The organism is Nocardioides sp. NPDC054178 (assembly GCF_055585005.1).
This window is the reverse complement of record NZ_JBVJKY010000005.1, coordinates 44,718-63,703: the sequence shown is the minus strand read 5'-3', so window position 1 is coordinate 63,703 and position 18,986 is coordinate 44,718. Positions and strand designations below refer to the sequence as shown.

The 18,986-nt window shown below is 72.0% G+C and carries 16 protein-coding genes; all 16 read left to right on the top strand.

From position 1 onward, the window contains the following. The first annotated feature begins 7 nt into the window (after positions 1–7). The 16 genes from ftsY (at position 8) to ACZ6WN_RS18780 (ending at position 18,977) form a co-directional block, all read left to right on the top strand. Entirely contained in the window at positions 8–1,156 is a 1,149-nt protein-coding gene (gene ftsY, locus ACZ6WN_RS18855) for a signal recognition particle-docking protein FtsY (RefSeq protein WP_465866692.1), read from the top strand. Positions 1,157–1,186: 30 nt separating this feature from the next. Further along, positions 1,187–2,392 carry an ROK family transcriptional regulator gene (locus ACZ6WN_RS18850; protein WP_465866690.1) on the top strand — a complete coding sequence of 402 codons (1,206 nt, stop codon included), beginning with the start codon at positions 1,187–1,189 and terminating at the stop codon, positions 2,390–2,392. A 155-nt stretch (positions 2,393–2,547) separates the two neighbouring features. Beyond that, a complete protein-coding gene (locus ACZ6WN_RS18845; protein ID WP_465866688.1) occupies positions 2,548–4,677 on the top strand; it encodes a PQQ-dependent sugar dehydrogenase in 2,130 nt (709 codons plus the stop codon). A 197-nt stretch (positions 4,678–4,874) separates the two neighbouring features. Continuing rightward, positions 4,875–6,191 (top strand): ROK family protein, encoded by a 1,317-nt coding sequence (locus ACZ6WN_RS18840; protein ID WP_465866686.1) that lies wholly within the window; start codon positions 4,875–4,877, stop codon positions 6,189–6,191. Further along, the gene (locus tag ACZ6WN_RS18835) at positions 6,188–7,747 is read left to right on the top strand and encodes a sugar ABC transporter ATP-binding protein (protein WP_465866684.1); all 1,560 of its coding nucleotides are present in this window, start codon (positions 6,188–6,190) and stop codon (positions 7,745–7,747) included. Before ACZ6WN_RS18840 ends, ACZ6WN_RS18835 begins: the two co-directional genes overlap by 4 nt. After that, on the top strand, positions 7,744–8,796 hold the full coding sequence (locus ACZ6WN_RS18830; RefSeq protein ID WP_465866683.1) for an ABC transporter permease: 1,053 nt from the start codon (positions 7,744–7,746) through the stop codon (positions 8,794–8,796). Before ACZ6WN_RS18835 ends, ACZ6WN_RS18830 begins: the two co-directional genes overlap by 4 nt. Before the next feature lie 80 nt (positions 8,797–8,876). Further along, positions 8,877–9,914 carry a substrate-binding domain-containing protein gene (locus ACZ6WN_RS18825; protein ID WP_465866681.1) on the top strand — a complete coding sequence of 346 codons (1,038 nt, stop codon included), beginning with the start codon at positions 8,877–8,879 and terminating at the stop codon, positions 9,912–9,914. A gap of 112 nt (positions 9,915–10,026) precedes the next feature. Further along, the gene (locus ACZ6WN_RS18820) at positions 10,027–11,202 is read left to right on the top strand and encodes a Gfo/Idh/MocA family protein (RefSeq protein ID WP_465866679.1); all 1,176 of its coding nucleotides are present in this window, start codon (positions 10,027–10,029) and stop codon (positions 11,200–11,202) included. A gap of 66 nt (positions 11,203–11,268) precedes the next feature. Then, positions 11,269–12,084 carry a ThuA domain-containing protein gene (locus ACZ6WN_RS18815; RefSeq protein WP_465866677.1) on the top strand — a complete coding sequence of 272 codons (816 nt, stop codon included), beginning with the start codon at positions 11,269–11,271 and terminating at the stop codon, positions 12,082–12,084. Continuing rightward, positions 12,081–13,253: an inositol-3-phosphate synthase gene (locus ACZ6WN_RS18810; protein WP_465866675.1), complete on the top strand. Its 1,173-nt coding sequence runs from the start codon at positions 12,081–12,083 to the stop codon at positions 13,251–13,253. The genes ACZ6WN_RS18815 and ACZ6WN_RS18810 overlap by 4 nt, the downstream gene beginning before the upstream one ends. Beyond that, positions 13,250–14,098, top strand: a complete 849-nt coding sequence (locus ACZ6WN_RS18805; RefSeq protein ID WP_465866674.1) for an SCO3242 family prenyltransferase — start codon at positions 13,250–13,252, stop codon at positions 14,096–14,098. Before ACZ6WN_RS18810 ends, ACZ6WN_RS18805 begins: the two co-directional genes overlap by 4 nt. Further along, positions 14,095–14,973, top strand: a complete 879-nt coding sequence (locus tag ACZ6WN_RS18800) for a sugar phosphate isomerase/epimerase family protein (protein WP_465866672.1) — start codon at positions 14,095–14,097, stop codon at positions 14,971–14,973. The genes ACZ6WN_RS18805 and ACZ6WN_RS18800 overlap by 4 nt, the downstream gene beginning before the upstream one ends. Continuing rightward, positions 14,970–15,575, top strand: coding sequence for an EboA domain-containing protein (locus ACZ6WN_RS18795; protein ID WP_465866671.1), 606 nt, complete (start codon positions 14,970–14,972; stop codon positions 15,573–15,575). Before ACZ6WN_RS18800 ends, ACZ6WN_RS18795 begins: the two co-directional genes overlap by 4 nt. Beyond that, positions 15,575–16,429, top strand: coding sequence for a TatD family hydrolase (locus ACZ6WN_RS18790; RefSeq protein WP_465866670.1), 855 nt, complete (start codon positions 15,575–15,577; stop codon positions 16,427–16,429). Before ACZ6WN_RS18795 ends, ACZ6WN_RS18790 begins: the two co-directional genes overlap by 1 nt. After that, positions 16,426–17,610, top strand: coding sequence for a metabolite traffic protein EboE (gene eboE / locus ACZ6WN_RS18785; protein ID WP_465866668.1), 1,185 nt, complete (start codon positions 16,426–16,428; stop codon positions 17,608–17,610). Before ACZ6WN_RS18790 ends, eboE begins: the two co-directional genes overlap by 4 nt. Beyond that, a complete protein-coding gene (locus ACZ6WN_RS18780) occupies positions 17,607–18,977 on the top strand; it encodes an alkaline phosphatase family protein (RefSeq protein WP_465866667.1) in 1,371 nt (456 codons plus the stop codon). The genes eboE and ACZ6WN_RS18780 overlap by 4 nt, the downstream gene beginning before the upstream one ends. The last annotated feature ends 9 nt before the right edge of the window (positions 18,978–18,986 follow it).

The window sequence follows — 18,986 nt, the reverse complement described above, 5'->3', positions numbered from 1 at the left end:
TGATTGGATGAGGCCCATGGAAATGGTCACCCTCATCGTCATCATCGCGGTCGCCGCTGTCGCGATCATCGGCGGCGGCATCGTCGGTCTGGTCACCAGCACCCGGCGCCGCAAGGACCGTTCGCTGCCGGCCGAGGCGGGGACCGATGTCATCACCCGGCCACAAGCCCCGACCGTCGAGGAGCCCTCCGTCGAGGAGGGCGAGCCCGAGACGGCTCCGGCGGCCCCGGTCATCGAGAAGCCGGAGAGCACCGCCTCGCGCCTGGTGCGGCTGCGCCAGCGCCTGGCAGGCTCCAACGCGCTGGGCCGCGGGCTGCTCAACCTGCTCTCGACCGACCGCCTCGACGAGGACACCTGGGAGTCCATCGAGGACTTGCTGCTCACCGCCGACATCGGCGTCGCCCCGACCCAGGAGTTGGTGGAGGGGTTGCGGACGAGGCTGCGCGTCGAGGGCGGCAAGGTCGACGCCAAGACGGCGCTGCGTGAAGAGCTGATCAAGCTGGTCGACCCCGGCATGGACCGCCGCCTCCAGGTCAGCGGCGCCGACGGTGCCCCCGGCGTCGTGCTGATGGTCGGCGTCAACGGCACCGGCAAGACCACCACCACCGGCAAGCTCGCCCGGATCCTGGTCTCCGAGGACCGCAAGGTCGTCCTCGGTGCCGCCGACACCTTCCGCGCCGCCGCCGCCGAGCAGCTCACCACCTGGGGCGAGCGTGTCGGCGTCGAGGTCGTACGCGGCCCGGAGGGCACCGACCCGGCCAGCGTCGCCTTCGACTCGGTCAAGGAGGGCCTCGACACCGGCGTCGACACCGTCATCGTCGACACCGCCGGACGGCTTCAGAACAAGGCCGGCCTGATGGACGAGCTCGGCAAGGTCAAGCGCGTCATCGAGAAGCAGACCCCGGTCACCGAGGTCCTGCTCGTCCTCGACGCCACCACCGGCCAGAACGGCCTCATCCAGGCTCGTGTCTTCAGCGAGGCCGTCGCCGTCAGCGGCATCGTCCTGACCAAGCTCGACGGCTCGGCCAAGGGCGGCATCGTCGTCGCCGTGCAGCGCGAGCTCGGCGTCCCGGTCAAGCTCGTCGGCCTCGGCGAGGGCCCCGACGACCTGGCCCCGTTCACTCCTGAGGCATTCGTCGACGCGCTCCTGGGCTAGGTCGCCCGTCCGCATGGCAAGATCGCGGTTATGCGCCATTCACTCGCCGGCCGGGCCGAGACCTCCATGCAGGCACGACTGCTCGCCCAGCTGCGTGACGAGGGCCCGCTGTCGCGGGTTCAGCTCGCCGACCGGCTGAACGTCTCCCGCACCACGATCGCGGCCGAGGTCGGCCGACTCACCGAGCTGGGCATGGCCCACGAGGTGGGTCCGGCGGCCTCCCGCGGCGGCCGGCGCTCGACCCTGGTCGACCTTGCGCCGGACATCCGGTTCGTCGGCATCTCGATCGGCGCCACCAGCATGTCGGTCGGCCTCACCGACGGTCGGCTGTCGGTGATCGGCACCCGCACCCGGGCGTGCGACATCCGCAGCGGCCCCGAGAAGGTGCTCGCGACCGCCCTCGACGAGGTCCGCGCGCTCCTGGACGAGCACGACGTCACCCAGCCGATGGGCGCGGGCGTCGGCGTACCCGGACCGGTCGACTTCCACCGCGGCGTCTCGGTGTCCCCGCCGATCATGCCGGGCTGGGACGGCTACCCGGTGCGCGACGCGGTCGCCCGGGAGCTCGGCTGTCCGGTCGTGCTCGACAACGACGTGAACGTCCTGGCGGCGGGGGAGCAGCACGCCGGCGTCGCCCGGACCGCCCGCGACTTCCTCTACGTCAAGATCGGCACCGGCATCGGCTGCGGGATCGTCGTCGACGGGGAGCTCTACCGCGGCGTCGACGGCTGTGCCGGCGACATCGGCCACATCCGCGTCGAGGACTTCGGGCCCACCTGCGCCTGCGGCAACACCGGCTGCCTGGAGGCGTTCTCCGGGGGAGCGGCCCTGGCGCGCGAGGCGCTCGCCGCGGCCCGGTCCGGCCGCTCCCCGGTGCTGGCCGAGCTGCTCGCGGAGAAGGGCGAGCTGAGCGCGGAGGACATCGCCATCGCGGTCGCCCGCGGCGACGCCCAGGCGGTCCAGCTCATCCGGGAGAGCGGACACCGCATCGGCCAGGTGCTGGCCAGCCTGGTCTCGTTCTTCAACCCGGGCCTGATCGTCATCGGCGGCCGGGTCAGCAAGCTCGGCCACGGGCTCCTCGCCGAGATCCGCAGCGTGACCTACCGCCGCTCGCTGCCGCTGGCGACCGGCAACCTCCCGATCGTGCTCAGCGAGCTCGGCGACGAGGGCGGCGTCATCGGCGCCGCTCACCTGATCAGCGCCTCGGTCTACGCCCCCAGCAGCGGCGAGGCGTAGACCCGGCTCCTGACCGCCCCAGAGGCGCACTTTTGTCCCATCTTTCGAAATCTTCTTGCGAAAGTAGTCAAGTCACTTGACGTGACAGGCGTCACATCGCTACGTTCGCGGACGATCTCGCTCCCCTCCACGACAGCGAGAGAAGGAGATGGACCGTGCGCAGATTCACCCTTTGGAGCGTCGCCACGACCGTGGTCTCAGGGCTCCTCGTTCTCCCCCTCACGACGTCCGCGGACGCGGCCCCCACGGCCGCCCCGCCGCCGGACACCGACTTCGAGAAGGTGACCCTCAACGACCGCCCCGGTGAGCCGATGGACCTCGCGGTCCTGCCCAACGGGGACGTCCTCCACACCACCCGGGCCGGGAAGGTGTGGCTCAACGACGCCGACACCGGCGTCAACAGCGTCGCAGCGGAGTTCGACGTCTACCAGCACGACGAGGAGGGTCTGCAGAGCATCGCTCTGGACCCCGGGTACAACGGCCGGACCAACAAGTGGGTCTACGTCTACTACTCGCCGCCGATGAACACCCCTGTCGACGACCCGGCCACGCCGGACGTCAACGAGGGCGACGCCCCCGAGTACGGCACGCCCGCCGACTTCGCGCCCTTCAAGGGTGCCATCCGGCTCTCGCGCTACCAGTACGCCGGCGGCAGGATCGACCTGTCCACCGAGCAGCAGATCATCGACGTACCGGTGGACCGGGGGCGCTGCTGCCACGTCGGCGGCGACATCGTCTTCGACTCCGCGGGCAACCTGATCCTCGCCACCGGCGACGACACCGACCCGTTCCAGTCCGACGGCTACGCCCCGCTCGACGACCGGGAGGACCGCAGCCCCGCCTTCGACGCGAGGCGTACGGCGGCCAACACCGCCGACCTGCGCGGCAAGCTGCTCCGGATCAAGCCGAAGGCGGGCGGCGGCTACACCGTTCCCGCCGGCAACCTGTTCGCGCCGGGCACCGACAAGACCCGCCCGGAGATCTACGCGATGGGCCTGCGCAACCCGTTCCGGATCGAGATCGACCCGGAGACCGACCGCGTCTTCGTGGCCGACTACTCGCCCGACGCCTCCTCGGCGAACCCGGACCGAGGCCCGGCCGGCCAGGGCAAGTGGACGGTCGTCAGCAAGCCGGCCAACTACGGCTGGCCGCTGTGCGCGACCGCCGAGCTGCCTTACCGCGACTACGACTTCGCGACCGGAACCGCGGGGCCGGCCTTCGACTGTGACGCCCCGGTCAACGACTCGCGGCACAACACCGGCCTGACCCAGCTCCCGCCGGTCACGCAGCCGACCGTCTGGTACACCTACACCCAGTCCGAGGAGTTCCCCGAGCTCGCCACCGGCGGCATCGCCCCGATGGCCGGCCCGGCGTACGACTACCAGAAGTCGGCGACGAAGGACCCGCTCTCCGGTGCCTGGCCGAAGTACTACGACGGCATCCCGCTGTTCGCGGAGTGGGGCCGGGACTACATCAAGGGCATGCGGATCGACGAGGACGGTGAGCTCACCGGCATCGAGTCCGTGCTCTCCACGTTCGCCACGGACAACGTGATGGACCTGGAGTTCGGCAAGGACGGCTCGCTCTACATGCTCGAGTACGGCGACGGCTTCTTCAGCGAGAACGAGGAGGCCCAGGTCTCCCGGATCGACTACATCGCCCGCACCGGCAACCACAGCCCGAAGCCGGTGATCAGCGCCGACAAGACCGCAGGTCAGCCGCCGCTCACCGTCGCCTTCGACAGCGCCGGGACGACCGACCCCGACGGCGACAAGCTCGTCTACCAGTGGGACTTCGACGGTGACGGCAGGTTCGACGCCACCGGGAAGACCGCCACCCACACCTACGAGGAGGCGGGGGCCTACCGTGCGACCCTGACCGTCACCGACAAGGGCAAGGCGGGCCGCGGCAAGCACGCCTCGGCCGACGTCGACGTGATCGTCGGCAACGACGTGCCGGTGGTGACCCTGACGACCAGCCCCGCGCCCGGCGAGGCGTTCCACTTCGGCGACACCGTCCAGTTCCAGGTCGAGGTGACCGACGACCAGGCCGTCGACTGCGACCGGGTCTCGGTGACGTACGTCCTGGGCCACGACGAGCACGGGCACCCGCAGACCACGGCGAACGGCTGCAGCGGTTCGATCGTCACGACCGTCCCCGGTGGCCACGACCCCGGGCAGGACGAGCTGAACGCCGTCTTCGTGGCGGAGTACACCGACCCCGGTGAGGGTGACATCCCGGCGCTCACCGGCACCGACGAGGTGGTGATCGCTCCCAGCGAGTGACCCTCGCGATCGACCCGAGAGGGGCATCCGGCCAACCGTGGCCGGGTGCCCCTTTTCGGCTACTTTGTCCAATTACTTTTCAAAGTTCGACAGAAACTTTGCAGAAACCGCCGCGAAAGGGTTGTACAACGTGAGTCGGGTCACTAGTTTGTCTCTCGGTCACAGAATTCTGTGACTGCCATCACAGGCTGTCTGTGATGGTCGATTCCCATGAGCCGGGACAGGAGGCGACCGTGCGCGACGCAGACATCTCCGTGCGGGTCTCCGCCACCGCCGACCCGGCCGCCGTCCGGCGTGCGCGGATGGGGCTGCTCCTGCGGTCGCTGCGCGAGCGCGGCCCGCGCTCGCGTGGCCGCCTGGCCGAGGAGACCGGCTTGACCCGCACCGTCGCGACCGGACTGGTCGACGAGCTGGCCGAGCTCGGGCTGGTCTCCTGCGAGGACGCCGGCCGCCGCGGCGCCGGCCGCCCGGGCGTCCAGGTCCGGATCGTCGGCGGCTCGGTCTGCGGGGTGGGCGCGGAGATCAACGTCGACCACCTCGCCGTCGTGGCCGTCGACCTCGCTGGGTCCGTGATCGCCGAGTTCCGTCGCGGTATCGACGGACGCAGTCTTCCGCCCGAGGGCGTCCTGGCCGAGCTCGCCGGCCTCGTCGCCGACGCCCTCGCCGAGGCACGTACCGCCGGCGTCACCGTCGCGGGCATCACCGTCGGCGTCGCCGGCCTCGTCGACACCGCCACGCAGCGGGTCACCCTCGCCCCCAACCTCGGCTGGCGCGACATCGACGCCGCCGAGGACGTACGCCGCCGGCTGGCCGCCACGGCCGAGCAGGGGCAGCCGGTGCCGCCGGTGCGCCTGGCCAACGAGGCCACCCTCGCCGCCACCGCCGAGCTGGACCCCGCCGACGCCGACCGCGCCGACATGGTGGTGCTCTACGGCGAGGTCGGCCTGGGCGGCGCGGTCGTCAGTGGTGGCCGGGTGGCCGCGGGGCGGCACGGCTGGGCCGGGGAGATCGGCCACCTCCCGGTCGACCCTCGCGGTCGCCTCTGCGGCTGCGGCCGCACCGGCTGCTGGGAGACCGTGGTCGGCCTGCGGGCGCTGCTCGAGGCGGCCACCGACCCCGACGACCCGGTGCGCGATCCCGTGCTGACCCTGGAGGAGCGGCTCGCCACCCTGGTCGAGCGGGCCCGGCTCGCCGACGGCCGCACGCTGGCCGCGCTGGACGAGGTCGGCACCTGGCTCGGCACCGGCGCCGCCGTCCTGGTCAACACGCTCAACCCCGGCACCGTCGTGCTCAGCGGCTACTTCGCCGTGCTCGGCGAGTGGCTGCGCCCGGCGGTCGAGGCTCGGCTCGCCGCCGACGTCCTCGCCCCGCGTGCCGGCGGCACCCGGGTCGCGATCTCGGCCTTCGGCCCGACCGCCGCGGTCCGCGGCGGCGCACTGGTCTCCCTGGAGCCGGTGCTCTCCGACCCCACCGTCCTCGCCGACCTGCCCGAACTGCACGGAGGAACCCGATGACCCAGACCCCTCAGCCGTCGCCGGACGGCCCCGCCGCCAGCGCATACGGGGGTGACGTACTGCTCCAGATGACCGGGATCGTGAAGCGGTTCCCCGGCGTGCTCGCCCTCGGCGGCGTCGACCTCGACGTCCGCCCGGGCGAGGTGCACTGCCTGCTCGGGCAGAACGGCGCCGGCAAGTCGACCCTCATCAAGGTGCTCTCGGCGGCCTACCAGCCCGACGAGGGGGAGATCCTCTGGGACGGCGAGCCGGTCCGGCTGACCACCCCGGTCGCCGCCATGAAGCGCGGCATCTCCACGATCTACCAGGAGCTCGACCTGGTGCCCGGGCTCACCGTGACCGAGAACATCTTCCTCGGCCACGAGCTCGCCACCGCCGGGTTCAGCCGCCGCGCGGAGGCGACCCAGCGGGTGCGTACGCTCCTGGCGCGGCTCGGCCACAGCGAGGTCGACCCGAACCGCCTGGTCGGCGACCTCTCGCCGGCCGGGCAGCAGATCGTCAGCATGGCGCGGGCGCTGTCCCACGACACCCGCCTGCTCATCCTCGACGAGCCGTCGGCGGTCCTCGACCAGGAGGAGGTGGACAACCTCTTCCGGGTGATGCGCGGCCTCACCGCGGAGGGCGTCGCGATCATCTACATCTCCCACCGCCTCGAGGAGATCCGCCAGATCGGCGACCGGATCACGGTCCTCAAGGACGGCCGCACCGTGGCCACCGGGCTCTCGGTCGCGGAGACGCCGACCCGGGAGCTCATCACGCTGATGACCGGCCGCGAGATCGAGTACGTCTTCCCGAACCGCCCCACGACGCGACCCGGTCGGGACACCACGCCGGTGCTCGAGGCCAGCGGCCTGTCCGGCGACCGCTTCCACGACGTCGACCTGCGCGTCCACGCCGGCGAGATCGTCGGTCTGGCGGGCCTGGTCGGCTCCGGTCGCTCGGAGATCCTGGAGACCATCTACGGTGCCCGCCGCTCGACCACGGGCACGGTCACCGTCAACGGTCGCCGGCTGCGCCGTGGCTCGGTCCGCGCGGCGGTCGCCGCCGGGGTCGGCCTGGCTCCGGAGGAGCGCAAGAGCCAGGGGCTGCTGCTCGACCAGGCGGTCTACCGCAACGTGACGGTCTCCTCGCTGAGCAGGTTCTCCAAGGCCAGCTTCCTCGACAGCGGCGCCGAGCGCCGCGCCGCCGAGGAGCTCAGCCGCTCGCTCGACGTACGTCCGGCCGGGGTGGACCGGCCGGTCCGCAACCTGTCGGGCGGCAACCAGCAGAAGGTCGTGCTCGCCCGGTGGCTGCTGCGCGACTGCAAGGTGCTGCTCCTCGACGAGCCCACCCGGGGCGTCGACGTCGGGGCGCGCACCGAGATCTACAACCTCGTCCGCCGCCTGGCGGACGAAGGTGTCGCCGTGGTCGTGGTGTCCAGCGAGGTGGAGGAGGTGCTCGGTCTCGCCGACCGGGTCCTCGTCATCAGCGAGGGCGCCGTCGTCCACGAGGGACCCGCCACCGAGATCGACGAGTCGAAGGTCCTGGACCTCGTGATGGAAGGAGAGGTCGCATGAGCGACACGCCTACGAACGCTGCTGTGGCCCAGGGGGACACGGCTCGGGTCGAGAAGGAGGCGGCCCGCCGGGCCGAGTCCGGTGGGCTCGGCCAGCTGTTGCGCGGCGGCGCCGGGCACAACCTCGGCCTGGTCCTGGCGCTGGCCCTGCTGGCCGTCATCGGCATCGCCACGGGCGGTGAGCGGTTCGCCTCGGTCGACAACGTGATGACGATCCTGCGACTGGCCTCGGTGATCGGCGTGGTCAGCATCGGGATGACGTTCGTGATCACCGGCGGCGGCATCGACCTGTCGGTTGGCGCGCTGGTCGCGCTCTCCTCGGTCTGGTGCACGACGGTGGCCACCCAGACGATGGCCAACGACATCCACTGGATCATCATCGTGACCACCGCCCTCCTGGTCGGCGCGGGCGCCGGCCTGATCAACGGGTTGCTGATCGCGTACGGCGGCGTGGTGCCCTTCATCGCGACGCTGGCGATGATGGCCAGTGCCCGTGGCCTGGCCGAGATCATCTCGGCGCGCAAGACCCAGATCGTCAGCGTGCCGGGCTTCACCGATGCGCTCTCCCGCGACGTGCTCGGGATCTCGGTGCTGATCTGGATCTTCGCCATCGTGGCCGTGATCGGCTGGGTCCTGCTCAACCGCACCACCTTCGGCCGGCGCACCCTGGCCATCGGCGGCAACCCGGAGGCCTCACGCCTGGCCGGGATCAACGTACGACGCCACACGGTGCTCCTCTACGTGCTCGTCGGTGTCTGCTGCGGCATCGCCGCGGTGATGCTGATCAGCCGCACCACGACCGGCAGCGCCACCCATGGCGGGCTCTACGAGCTGGAGGCGATCGCGGCGGTCGTCATCGGCGGCACCCTGCTCTCCGGGGGACGCGGCACCATCGTCGGCACCGTCTTCGGCGTGGTGATCTTCGCGACGCTCACCAACGTCTTCGTGCTCAACAACCTCTCGATCTCCGCCCAGGCCTTCACCAAGGGCCTGATCATCATCGCCGCCGTGCTGCTGCAGAAGCGGTTCTCACGACAGCCCGGGTCATGACCGCCCGACGCCGTCCGGCCAGCCGTCCTCGGGTCTCGGACTCATCCCCACTCCACCCTTCCACGCTCTAGGAGCACCTCATGAAACTGAAGTCCACAGCAAAGATCCTCGTCGCCGGTCTCTCGGTGCTCGCCCTCTCGGCCTGCATCAGCAACACCCCCGAGAAGTCCGAGAACGTCGGTGGCACCTCCAACGCCGAAGCCGGCTCCAACGACGAGAAGGGCGACACGGTCGTCATCGGCTTCTCGGCTCCCGCCGCCGACCACGGCTGGATGGGTGCGATCAGCGAGCAGGCCAAGACTGCTGCCGAGGCCTACGAGGACGTCGACTTCCGCCTGGCGGAAGGCACCAACGAAGTCGGCCTGCAGATCAGCCAGGTCGAGACCTTCATCAACGACAAGGTCGACGCCATCGTGCTGCTGCCCTTCGACGGCGCCGCGTTGACCCCGGTGGCTCTCAAGGCGATGGAGGCCGGCATCCCGGTCATCAACGTCGACCGCGAGTTCAACGACCCCAACGCCGCCCGGGTCACCGTGCTCGGGGACAACTACGGCATGGGTGTCTCGGCCGGTGAGTACGTCTGCGAGCAGGCCGACGGCAAGACGGACGCCGTCGTCGCCGAGATCGCCGGCATCGACTCGCTGCCCCTGACCCAGGACCGCAGCAAGGGCTTCAAGGACGCGCTGGGCAAGTGCGGCCTCGACGTCGACAACCGCGTCGCCGCCGACTTCACCGTCGAGGGCGGCGAGAAGGCGGCCTCCAACCTGCTCCAGGCCGCGCCGAAGATCGACTTCCTGTGGAACCACGACGACGACCAGGGTGTCGGCGTCCTCGCCGCGATCAACAACGCCGGCCGCGACGAGTTCACCATGGTCGGCGGCGCCGGCTCGGCCAACGCGATGCGCGAGATCGAGGCTGACAAGGGTGTTCTCAAGGCGACGGTCATCTACCCCTCCACGCAGGCCGCCGACGGCATCAAGCTCGCCCGGCTCCTGGCGCAGGACAAGGCCATGTCCGACCTGGTCGAGGTGACCGTGCCGCGCACCATCCAGCTGGACGCGCCGGTCGTCACCAAGGACAACGTGGACGAGTTCCTGCCCACGGCCTTCGAGTCCTGACCGGCCGGCCAGACAGGCCGACAGGCCAGGCAGGGCCAGGTAGAGCCAGACCGCAAGGTCGCTCCGCGCTCGGGCGCGGAGCGACACCACCGAAACACAGGATCGAGTTCCGATGACCGACCAGAACGCCACGCTCGGCGTGGGGATGATCGGCTACGCCTTCATGGGCGCCGTCCACTCCCACGCCTGGCGAAGTGCCCACCGCTTCTTCGACCTTCCGCTGACCCCGCGGATGCAGGTCCTCTGCGGCCGTGACGCGACTCGCGTGGCCGAGGCCGCCACCCGGTTCGGCTGGGAGGAGAGCGTCACCGACTGGCGCGACGTGATCGCCCGCGACGACGTCGACCTGGTCGACGTGTGCACGCCCGGTGACACCCACGCCGAGATCGCGATCGCCGCGCTCGAGGCCGGCAAGCACGTGCTGTGCGAGAAGCCCCTGGCCAACAGCGTGGCCGAGGCCGAGCGGATGGCCGCGGCCGCCGCGGTGGCCGCCGAACGGGGCGTACGGGCGATGGTGGGGTTCACCTACCGCCGGGTGCCCGCGATCGCGCTGGCCCGGAAGCTGGTCGCCGACGGTCGCCTCGGGGAGCTCCACCACGTGCGTGCGCAGTACCTCCAGGACTGGCTGGCCGACCCCGAGGCGCCGCTGAGCTGGCGTCTGGACAAGGCCAAGGCCGGCTCGGGCGCGCTCGGCGACATCGGGGCCCACATCATCGACCTGACCCAGCACATCACCGGCGACCGGATCCTGGAGGTCTCCGGGATGCTGGAGACGTTCGTCAAGGAACGCCCCGTCGCCGAGAGCTCCTCCGGGCTCTCCGCCACCGCCGGGGCCGACCGCGGCCCTGTCACCGTCGACGACGCCGCGCTCTTCCTGGCGCGCTTCGCCGGGGGAGCGGTCGGCTCCTTCGAGGCGACCCGCTTCGCCACCGGCCGCAAGAACGCGATCCGGATCGAGATCAACGGGTCGAAGGGGAGCCTGGCCTTCGACTTCGAGGACATGAACGTCCTGCACTTCCACGACGGGACCATCCCGGACGCCGAGGGTGGCTTCCGCCGGATCGTGGTCACCGAGCCCGAGCACCCGTGGGTGGCCGGCTGGTGGCCCCCGGGCCACGGCCTCGGCTACGAGCACGGCTTCACCCACCAGGTCGTCGACCTCGTCCGGGCGCTCGGCGAGGGGGCCGATCCGGCGCCGACGTTCGCCGACGGACTCCAGGTGCAGCGGGTCCTCGCCGCGGTCGAGACCAGCTCCGACACCAGGACGTGGCAGGAGATCCCCACCTGATCCACCCGGGGCCGCTCGGCCGATTCCAGCCTGTTCAGACCGTTGAGCACAGAAGGGATACGCATCATGAAGCACGGATCGAGAAGGTTCCGGACACTCATCGCGGCGATCGGGCTGGTGGCGGTGGCCGCCATGGCCCCGGGCCTGTCACCGGCCGCGAGCGCAGGCCGCCCCAGTGGAGGCGAGGGGCCGGGGACGTACGACGTCCTGGTGTTCTCCAAGACGGCCGGGTTCCGGCACGGGTCCATCCCTGACGGCATCGCGGCGATCCAGAGGCTGGGCGCCGAGAACGGCTTCACGGTGACCGCCACCGAGGACGCGGCGGTGTTCAACGACACCGACCTGGCGGCGTACGAGGCGGTGCTGTGGCTCTCCACCACCGGGGACGTGCTCGACGCGGGGCAGCAGGCCGCCTTCGAGCGCTACATCCAGAGCGGCGGCGGATATGTGGGCGTGCACGCCGCCTCCGACACCGAGTACGACTGGCCCTGGTACGGCGGTCTCGTCGGTGCCTACTTCGCCGGTCACCCCGCCCAGCAGACCGCGACGGTGAAGGTGCACGGGCACAACACCGCGGCGACGGCCGGGCTGCCGAAGCGGTGGACGCGCTGGGACGAGTGGTACAGCTTCCGCGACCGTCCGGCCGACTCGATCCGGGTCCTCGCCGATCTCGACGAGCGCAGCTATGACCCGGGCCCGTTCGCCATGGGCAACCCGCACCCGATCGCCTGGTGCCACCGCTACGACGGCGGCCGGGCCTTCTACACCGGCATGGGCCACACCTCGGAGTCGTTCACCGAGCCGGAGTTCCTCTCCCACGTGCTCGGCGGCATCCAGATGGTCGCCGGGGTCGCCCGGTTCCGCTGCGAGGGAGACCGATGAGCGAGCGGGTCGGGCTCTGGCTGGTCGGCGCCTGCGGCTCGGTGGGGGTCACGACGACGGTCGGCGCGCTGGCCGTCAGAGCCGGGCTCGCCGGGCGGGTCGGGCTGGTCGCCGAGCAGCCCGAGATCGCGGCTGCCCAGCTGCCCTCGCTCGACGACCTGGTGATCGGCGGACACGATCTGGCGGCCGAGCCGTTGGCCAAGCGGGCCGAACGGCTCGCCGCAGGCGGGGTCCTTCCCGCCGGGATCCTGCCGGCGATCGCGTCCGAGCTGGAGGAGATCGAGGGGCGGCTGCGTACGGGCTACGACCCGGCGGGCACCGAGCCCCAAGGTGTCGCGGTCGAGCGGCTGACCGCCGATCTGGTGGCCTTCCGCGAGGAGCACGGGCTCGAGCGCGTGGTCGTGGTGGACGTGGCGAGCACCGAGCCACCTGCCGAGGTCACCGACGGTGGACCGCTGGCCGATCCCGACGCCCTCGACGCGGCGCTGGCCGCGGGGGAGTCCCCGCTGCCGGCGAGCTCCGTGTACGTCCTGGCCGCCTACCGGGCCGGGTGCCCGGTGGTCTCGTTCACGCCGAGCCCCGGGCCGCGGCTGCCGGTGCTGGTCACCCTCGCCGAGCGGGCCGGGCTCCCGTGGGCGGGCTCGGACGGCAAGACCGGGGAGACGCTGCTGAAGTCGGCGCTGGCACCGATGTTCTCGACGCGGGCGCTACAGGTCAACGCCTGGGCCTCGTACAACATGCTCGGGGGTGGGGACGGAGCCACGCTCGCCGACCCGGCCAACGCGCAGAGCAAGCTCGTCACCAAGGCCCAGGGACTGGAGGCGATGCTCGGTCACCCGGTGGAGGGGCCGATGCACATCGACTACGTCCCCGACCACGGCGACTGGAAGACCGCCATCGACCACGTCTCCTTCGAGGGATTCCTCGGCGTGCGGATGTCGCTGCAGTTCACCTGGAGCGGCTGCGACTCGGCGCTGGCCGCGCCCCTGGTGCTCGACCTGGCGCGGCTCACCCTGCGCGCTGTCGAGGTGGGGGAGTCCGGTCCGCTTCCGTTCGGGTTCTTCTTCAAGGACCCGGCCGGCTCCACCGAGCACCGGCTCGGCACGCAGTGGGAGGAGCTGGTCGCGTGGTGCGGCCGGGTCGGCCGAGCAGGCCGGGTGGGCGCATGACATCTCGCGCCCGAGCCTTCGCCGAGCTGGTCCGGCTGCCGGCGGCCCTCACCGTGCCGGGGGACACCCTGGCCGGGGCGGCCGCGGCCGGTCCGCTGGGGGCCCGCGCGGTCGCGATGCCGGCCGCCTCGGTGGCGCTCTACTGGGCAGGGATGGCGCTCAACGACTGGGCCGACCGGGACCTCGACGCCGTCGAGCGCCCCGAGCGGCCGATCCCGTCGGGTCGCGTCAGCCCCCGGCAGGCGCTGGGGGTGGCCGTCGGGCTGACCACGGCGGGTGTCGGGCTGGCCGCCCTCGCCGGAGGACGCCCGGCCGCGGTCACGGCGGTGGCCCTGGCCGGGACGGTGTGGGCCTATGACACCGTCCTCAAGGACACCGCTGCCGGGCCCGTCGCGATGGCCGCGGCCCGAGGCCTCGACGTGCTCCTCGGGGCGAGCGCGAGTGGACGTACGCGGGCCGGGCTGGTGCCGGCCGGCCTCCTCGCCGCGCACACCACCGGGGTCACCCTGCTCAGCCGGGGCGAGGTCCACGGCACCCGACCCTTCACCGCGAGCCTCGCCGGTGGCGTCACGGTCGCGACCGCGGCGGTGGCTGCCGGCCACGGACGGGCGGCGCTTCCCGTCGCCCTCGCCGCGACGTACGCACGCAGTGTCGGCTCCGCCCAGCTCGCCGCCGTCTCCTCACCGGATGCCGGCACGGTCCGGCGGGCCACCGGCGCCGGGATCCGCGGGATGATCCCGCTCCAGGCCGCGCTCGTCGCCCGGCGCTCGCCGCTGGCCGCGCTCGGGCTGCTGGCCGCCGGACCGATCGTCAAGGCCGCCTCGAAGGTGGTGTCACCGACATGAGCACGACGAGCACCCTGCGGTTCGGCTACGGCACCAACGGCATGCACAGCCACCGGCTCGAGGACGCGCTGGGCCTCCTGGCCGACCTGGGCTACGACGGGGTCGCCCTGACCCTCGACCACCTTCACCTGGACCCCTACCGCCCGAACCTGGCGAGCCGCGTCGCCCAGATCGGCGCCCGCCTGGACGAACTCGGCCTGTCGGTCGTCATCGAGACCGGTGCCCGCTACATCCTCGACCCACGCCGCAAGCACTACCCGACCCTGCTCCACCCCGGTCCCGAGGCGAGCCGCCGGGTCGACTATCTGCACCGAGCGGTCGAGGTGGCCGCCGACCTCGGCGCCGAGGCGGTCTCGTTCTGGTCGGGGAGCCTGCCGGACGGCGTGGACGAGGACCGAGCCTGGGGACGCCTGTGCGACGGGGTGTGGCAGGTCCTCGACCTGGCGAGCCGACGCGGCGTCGTCTGCGCCGTCGAGCCCGAGCCCGGGCACTTCGTCGACACCCTCGATTCCGTCCTCGAGCTGCGCCGGCGCCTCGACGACCCGGAGCTGCTGCGGGTCACCCTCGACCTGGGCCACGTGGTCTGCAACGAGCCGCGGGGGATGGCCGAGACCATCCGCCGGGCCGGTCCGCTGCTGGCCAACGTGCAGGTCGACGACATGGTCGAGGGCGTCCACGAGCACCTGGAGCTGGGCACCGGCGAGGTCGACTTCAGCGCCGCGCTCGGCACCCTCGTCGAGATCGGCTACACCGGGCTGGCCGCGCTCGAGCTGCCCCGGCAGTCCCACGCCGCACCGGTCGTCGCCGAGCGCTCCCTCGCCTTCCTGCGCGAGACCCTCGCGGCGCTTCCCCGTCCCGAGGAGGTGGGCGCATGAACGAGCTGCTGCTGGCCGAGTGGTGCGCCGAGATCGAGGCCGTTCCCACCCGGATCCGCACCCTCTTCCCGGCCGCGGCCAGGGAGATCGGCCGCACACCGGGCACCTCGCCGGAGCCGGGCGCGCAGCGGGCCGAGGACGACGTACGCGTGAGCCTGCTGCAGGCGCTCGGCCGGGGCCTGGCGGGTGATGCCGACACGTTGAGCACCGAGGTGCACGACCTCTACCGCTTCGGCGACGCCGACGAGCGGCGGGCGGTCCTGCTCGGCCTCGGGCACCTCGAGGACGCGCTCGGCGACCGCGCGGTCGACCTGCTCCACGACGCGCTGCGCACCAACGACCCGCGGCTGGTGGCAGCCGCCCTGGGGACGTACGCCGCTCGACTCGATCCCGCTGCGTGGCGCCAGGCCGTCCTGAAGTGCCTCTTCGTCGGCGTACCTCTTCGGCTGGTGGCCGGCCTCGACGGACCGGCCGGGTCCGACGACGAGCTGCGCCGGATGGTCGCCGACTACGCCGCGGAGCGGCGCGCGGCCGGCCGCGAGGTGCCGGCCGACGCCCTGCCCTTCGTTCCCGTCCCCACCCAGACCGATCGGGAGTCCTGATGCGCATCTTCGACCCGCACATCCACATGAGCTCGCGTACGACCGACGACTACGAGGCGATGGCGGCCGCCGGCGTCCGGGCCCTGGTCGAGCCGGCCTTCTGGCTCGGCCAGCCGCGGACCAGCGTCGACTCGTTCGTCGACTACTTCGACGCGCTGGTCGGCTGGGAGCGGTTCCGGGCCTCGCAGTTCGGGATCGCCCACCACTGCACGATCGCGCTCAACCCGAAGGAGGCCAACGACCCGCGCTGCACGCCGGTGCTCGACCTGCTGCCGCGCTACCTCGCCAAGGACGGGGTCGTCGCGGTCGGCGAGGTGGGCTTCGACTCGATGACCGAGGAGGAGGAGAAGGCCTTCAGCCGCCAGCTGGAGCTGGCTCGCGAGTTCGCGCTGCCGGCGCTGGTGCACACGCCCCACCGCGACAAGCTGGCCGGGACCCGTCGCACCCTCGACCTCGTCGAGGCGGCCGGGATCGAGCCCGGGATGGTCGTGGTCGACCATCTCAACGAGGTGACTGTCGACGTCGTCGACGAGGCCGGCGCCTGGATGGGCTTCTCGATCTACCCCGACACCAAGATGGACCCGGACCGGATGGTCGCCATCCTCCAGCGCCGTGGTCTCGACCGGGTGCTGGTCAACTCGGCCGCCGACTGGGGCAAGAGCGACCCGCTGCGCACCCGGGCGACCGGCGAGGCGATGCTCGCGGCCGGCTTCACCGAGGACGACGTGGACCGGGTGCTCTGGCGCAACCCGGTGGAGTTCTTCGGCCAGAGCGGGCGGCTGCTGCTCGACGTACCCGCCGCCGAGCAGGGCGCGACCTTCGCCGGCAACTCGCTGCTGCGTGGTGAGCGATGAGGTTCCGGCATCGAGACGGCACGGTCGTCCACCTCGGCTACTGCAGCAACGTGCACCCGGCCGAGGACGTCGACGGCATCCTCGACCAGCTCCGCCGCTACGCCGGCGAGGTGCGGACCCGGCTCGGCGTGCAGCGGCTCGGGCTCGGTCTGTGGCTGCCCGCCGCGACGGCGCACGAGCTGGCCGGCGACCCCGCCACCCTCGACCGGCTGCGCGCCGGCCTGGACCGCCACGGCCTGGAGGTCGTCACCCTCAACGCCTTCCCGTACGCCGGCTTCCATGCCCCGGTCGTGAAGCGTGACGTCTACTCCCCGGACTGGTCGACCCGGCGCCGCCTCGACTACACCCTCGACTGCGCCCGGGTGCTGGCGGCGCTGCTGCCCGAGGATGCCTCCCGCGGCAGCATCTCCACCCTCCCGCTGGGCTGGCGCACCCCGTGGTTCACCGACCGCGACCGGGCGGCGCGCGAGCTGATCGGCGAGCTCGCCGAGGGTCTGGCCGGCATCGAGGCCGAGCACGGCCGCACGATCCGGGTCGGCTTCGAGCCGGAGCCGGGCTGCGTCGTGGAGACCACCCGGGACGCGGTGACCCGGCTCGCCGGGCTGGCCCCGGAGTATCTCGGCATCTGCGTCGACACCTGCCACCTCGCCACCCAGTTCGAGGACGCCACCGAGGCGCTCGACCGGCTGCAGGTGGCCGGGCTGCCGGTCGTCAAGGTCCAGGTCTCCGCGGCCCTGCACGCCGACGACCCGAGCGACCCGGCGACGCGGGAGGCCCTGGCCTCCTACTCCGAGGACCGCTTCCTCCACCAGACCCGCGAGCCGCGAGGGGCGCGGGTGGACAGCCGCGACGACCTGCCCGAGGCGCTCGGTGGCCATCGCCCGCTGCCGGCCGAGCATCCGTGGCGGGTGCACTTCCACGTACCTCTCCACGCCGACCCGGCCCCGCCGCTGCGCAGCACCCGCGACCACCTCGCGGGCACGCTCGACGCGCTCCTCGGCGGTCCGGTGGCGCACACCGACCACCTCGAGGTCGAGACCTACACGTGGGGCGTGCTGCCCGAGCAGGTCCGCCCCGACGACGACACCGGCCTGGTCGCGGGCATCGCGGCCGAGCTGGCCTGGACACGCGACCGGCTCCTCGAGTCCGGTCTGGAACAGCTGCAGGAGGCCTCCGCATGAGCGAGAACCCGAACGAGAAGCTGCTGGTCATCGACGTGGTCGGGATGACCCCTGACCTGCTCCAGCACATGCCGCGGGTGCGGCAGGTGGGGGAGTCGGGGTTCACCGCCGAGCTGGGCACGGTGCTGCCGGCGGTCACCTGCTCGGTCCAGTCGACCTTCCTGACCGGCGCGCTGCCGCGCGAGCACGGCATCGTCGGCAACGGCTGGTACTTCCGCGACCTCGGCGAGGTGCTCCTGTGGCGTCAGCACAACGCGCTGGTGCAGGGGGAGAAGCTCTGGGACGTCGTCCGCCGCCGGAGACCCGGCGCCAAGGTCGCCAACATCTGCTGGTGGTACGCCATGGGCGCCGACGTCGACACGACCGTCACCCCACGCCCGGCCTACCACGCCGACGGCAAGAAGTCGCCGGACTGCTGGACCTGGCCGCCGTCGCTCCACGACGAGCTCACCGCGGAGCTCGGCCCGTTCCCGCTGTTCACCTACTGGGGACCGACCGCCTCGATCAAGAGCTCGGCGTGGATCGTCGAGGCCGCCCGCAAGGTCATGCCCGACCACGACCTCACCCTCGTCTACGTCCCGCACCTCGACTACGACCTGCAGCGCTTCGGCCCCGACAGCCCGCAGGCGGCCCAGGCCGCACGCGATGTCGATGCCACGCTGGCGCCGCTGCTCGACGACGCCGAGGCCGCAGGAGTCCGCGTCGTGCTGCTCAGCGAGTACGGCATCACCCGCGCCACCCGGCCGGTCGACGTCAACCGGCTGCTGCGCCGTGAGGGTCTCCTGCACGTCCACCACAACGCCACCGGCGAGCTGCTCGACCCGTGGACCTCGCGGGCCTTCGCGGTCGCCGACCACCAGATCGCCCACGTCTACGTCAAGGACCCCGCCGACCTGGAACGCGTCCGGGAGCTGCTCACCGGCCTCGACGGGGTCGCCGAGGTCCTCGACCGCGCCGGCCAGGCGGCGTACGGACTCGACCACGAGCGCGCCGGCGAGCTGGTCGTGGTGGCCGAGCCGGACGCCTGGTTCACCTACTACTACTGGCTCGACGACACGAACGCGCCCGACTTCGCCCGCGGCGTCGAGATCCACAAGAAGCCCGGCTACGACCCCGCCGAGCTGTTCCTCGACCCCGAAGACCGCTGGGTCAAGCTGCGTGCCGCCACCACGCTGGCCCGTAAGGCGGCCGGGCTGCGCTACGCCATGAGCGTGGTGCCGCTCGATCCCGCCCCTGTCGCCGGCAGCCACGGCCGGCTGCCCGACGACCCCGAGCACGGCCCGGTGCTGATCTGCTCCGACGCCTCCGCCAAGCGCGACCGGTTCGAGGCCACCGAGGTCCGCGACCTGCTCGCCTCCCTGCTCTGAACCCTCTGA

What these genes read in the sequence shown, in the direction of transcription:
- ftsY (WP_465866692.1), top strand. Translation starts at nt 8, where the DNA reads ATGAGGCCCATGGAAATGGTCACCCTCATCGTCATCATCGCGGTCGCC.
- ACZ6WN_RS18850 (WP_465866690.1), top strand. Translation starts at nt 1,187, where the DNA reads ATGCGCCATTCACTCGCCGGCCGGGCCGAGACCTCCATGCAGGCACGA.
- ACZ6WN_RS18840 (WP_465866686.1), top strand. Translation starts at nt 4,875, where the DNA reads ATGGTCGATTCCCATGAGCCGGGACAGGAGGCGACCGTGCGCGACGCA.
- ACZ6WN_RS18835 (WP_465866684.1), top strand. Translation starts at nt 6,188, where the DNA reads ATGACCCAGACCCCTCAGCCGTCGCCGGACGGCCCCGCCGCCAGCGCA.
- ACZ6WN_RS18830 (WP_465866683.1), top strand. Translation starts at nt 7,744, where the DNA reads ATGAGCGACACGCCTACGAACGCTGCTGTGGCCCAGGGGGACACGGCT.
- ACZ6WN_RS18825 (WP_465866681.1), top strand. Translation starts at nt 8,877, where the DNA reads ATGAAACTGAAGTCCACAGCAAAGATCCTCGTCGCCGGTCTCTCGGTG.
- ACZ6WN_RS18820 (WP_465866679.1), top strand. Translation starts at nt 10,027, where the DNA reads ATGACCGACCAGAACGCCACGCTCGGCGTGGGGATGATCGGCTACGCC.
- ACZ6WN_RS18815 (WP_465866677.1), top strand. Translation starts at nt 11,269, where the DNA reads ATGAAGCACGGATCGAGAAGGTTCCGGACACTCATCGCGGCGATCGGG.
- ACZ6WN_RS18810 (WP_465866675.1), top strand. Translation starts at nt 12,081, where the DNA reads ATGAGCGAGCGGGTCGGGCTCTGGCTGGTCGGCGCCTGCGGCTCGGTG.
- ACZ6WN_RS18805 (WP_465866674.1), top strand. Translation starts at nt 13,250, where the DNA reads ATGACATCTCGCGCCCGAGCCTTCGCCGAGCTGGTCCGGCTGCCGGCG.
- ACZ6WN_RS18800 (WP_465866672.1), top strand. Translation starts at nt 14,095, where the DNA reads ATGAGCACGACGAGCACCCTGCGGTTCGGCTACGGCACCAACGGCATG.
- ACZ6WN_RS18795 (WP_465866671.1), top strand. Translation starts at nt 14,970, where the DNA reads ATGAACGAGCTGCTGCTGGCCGAGTGGTGCGCCGAGATCGAGGCCGTT.
- ACZ6WN_RS18790 (WP_465866670.1), top strand. Translation starts at nt 15,575, where the DNA reads ATGCGCATCTTCGACCCGCACATCCACATGAGCTCGCGTACGACCGAC.
- eboE (WP_465866668.1), top strand. Translation starts at nt 16,426, where the DNA reads ATGAGGTTCCGGCATCGAGACGGCACGGTCGTCCACCTCGGCTACTGC.
- ACZ6WN_RS18780 (WP_465866667.1), top strand. Translation starts at nt 17,607, where the DNA reads ATGAGCGAGAACCCGAACGAGAAGCTGCTGGTCATCGACGTGGTCGGG.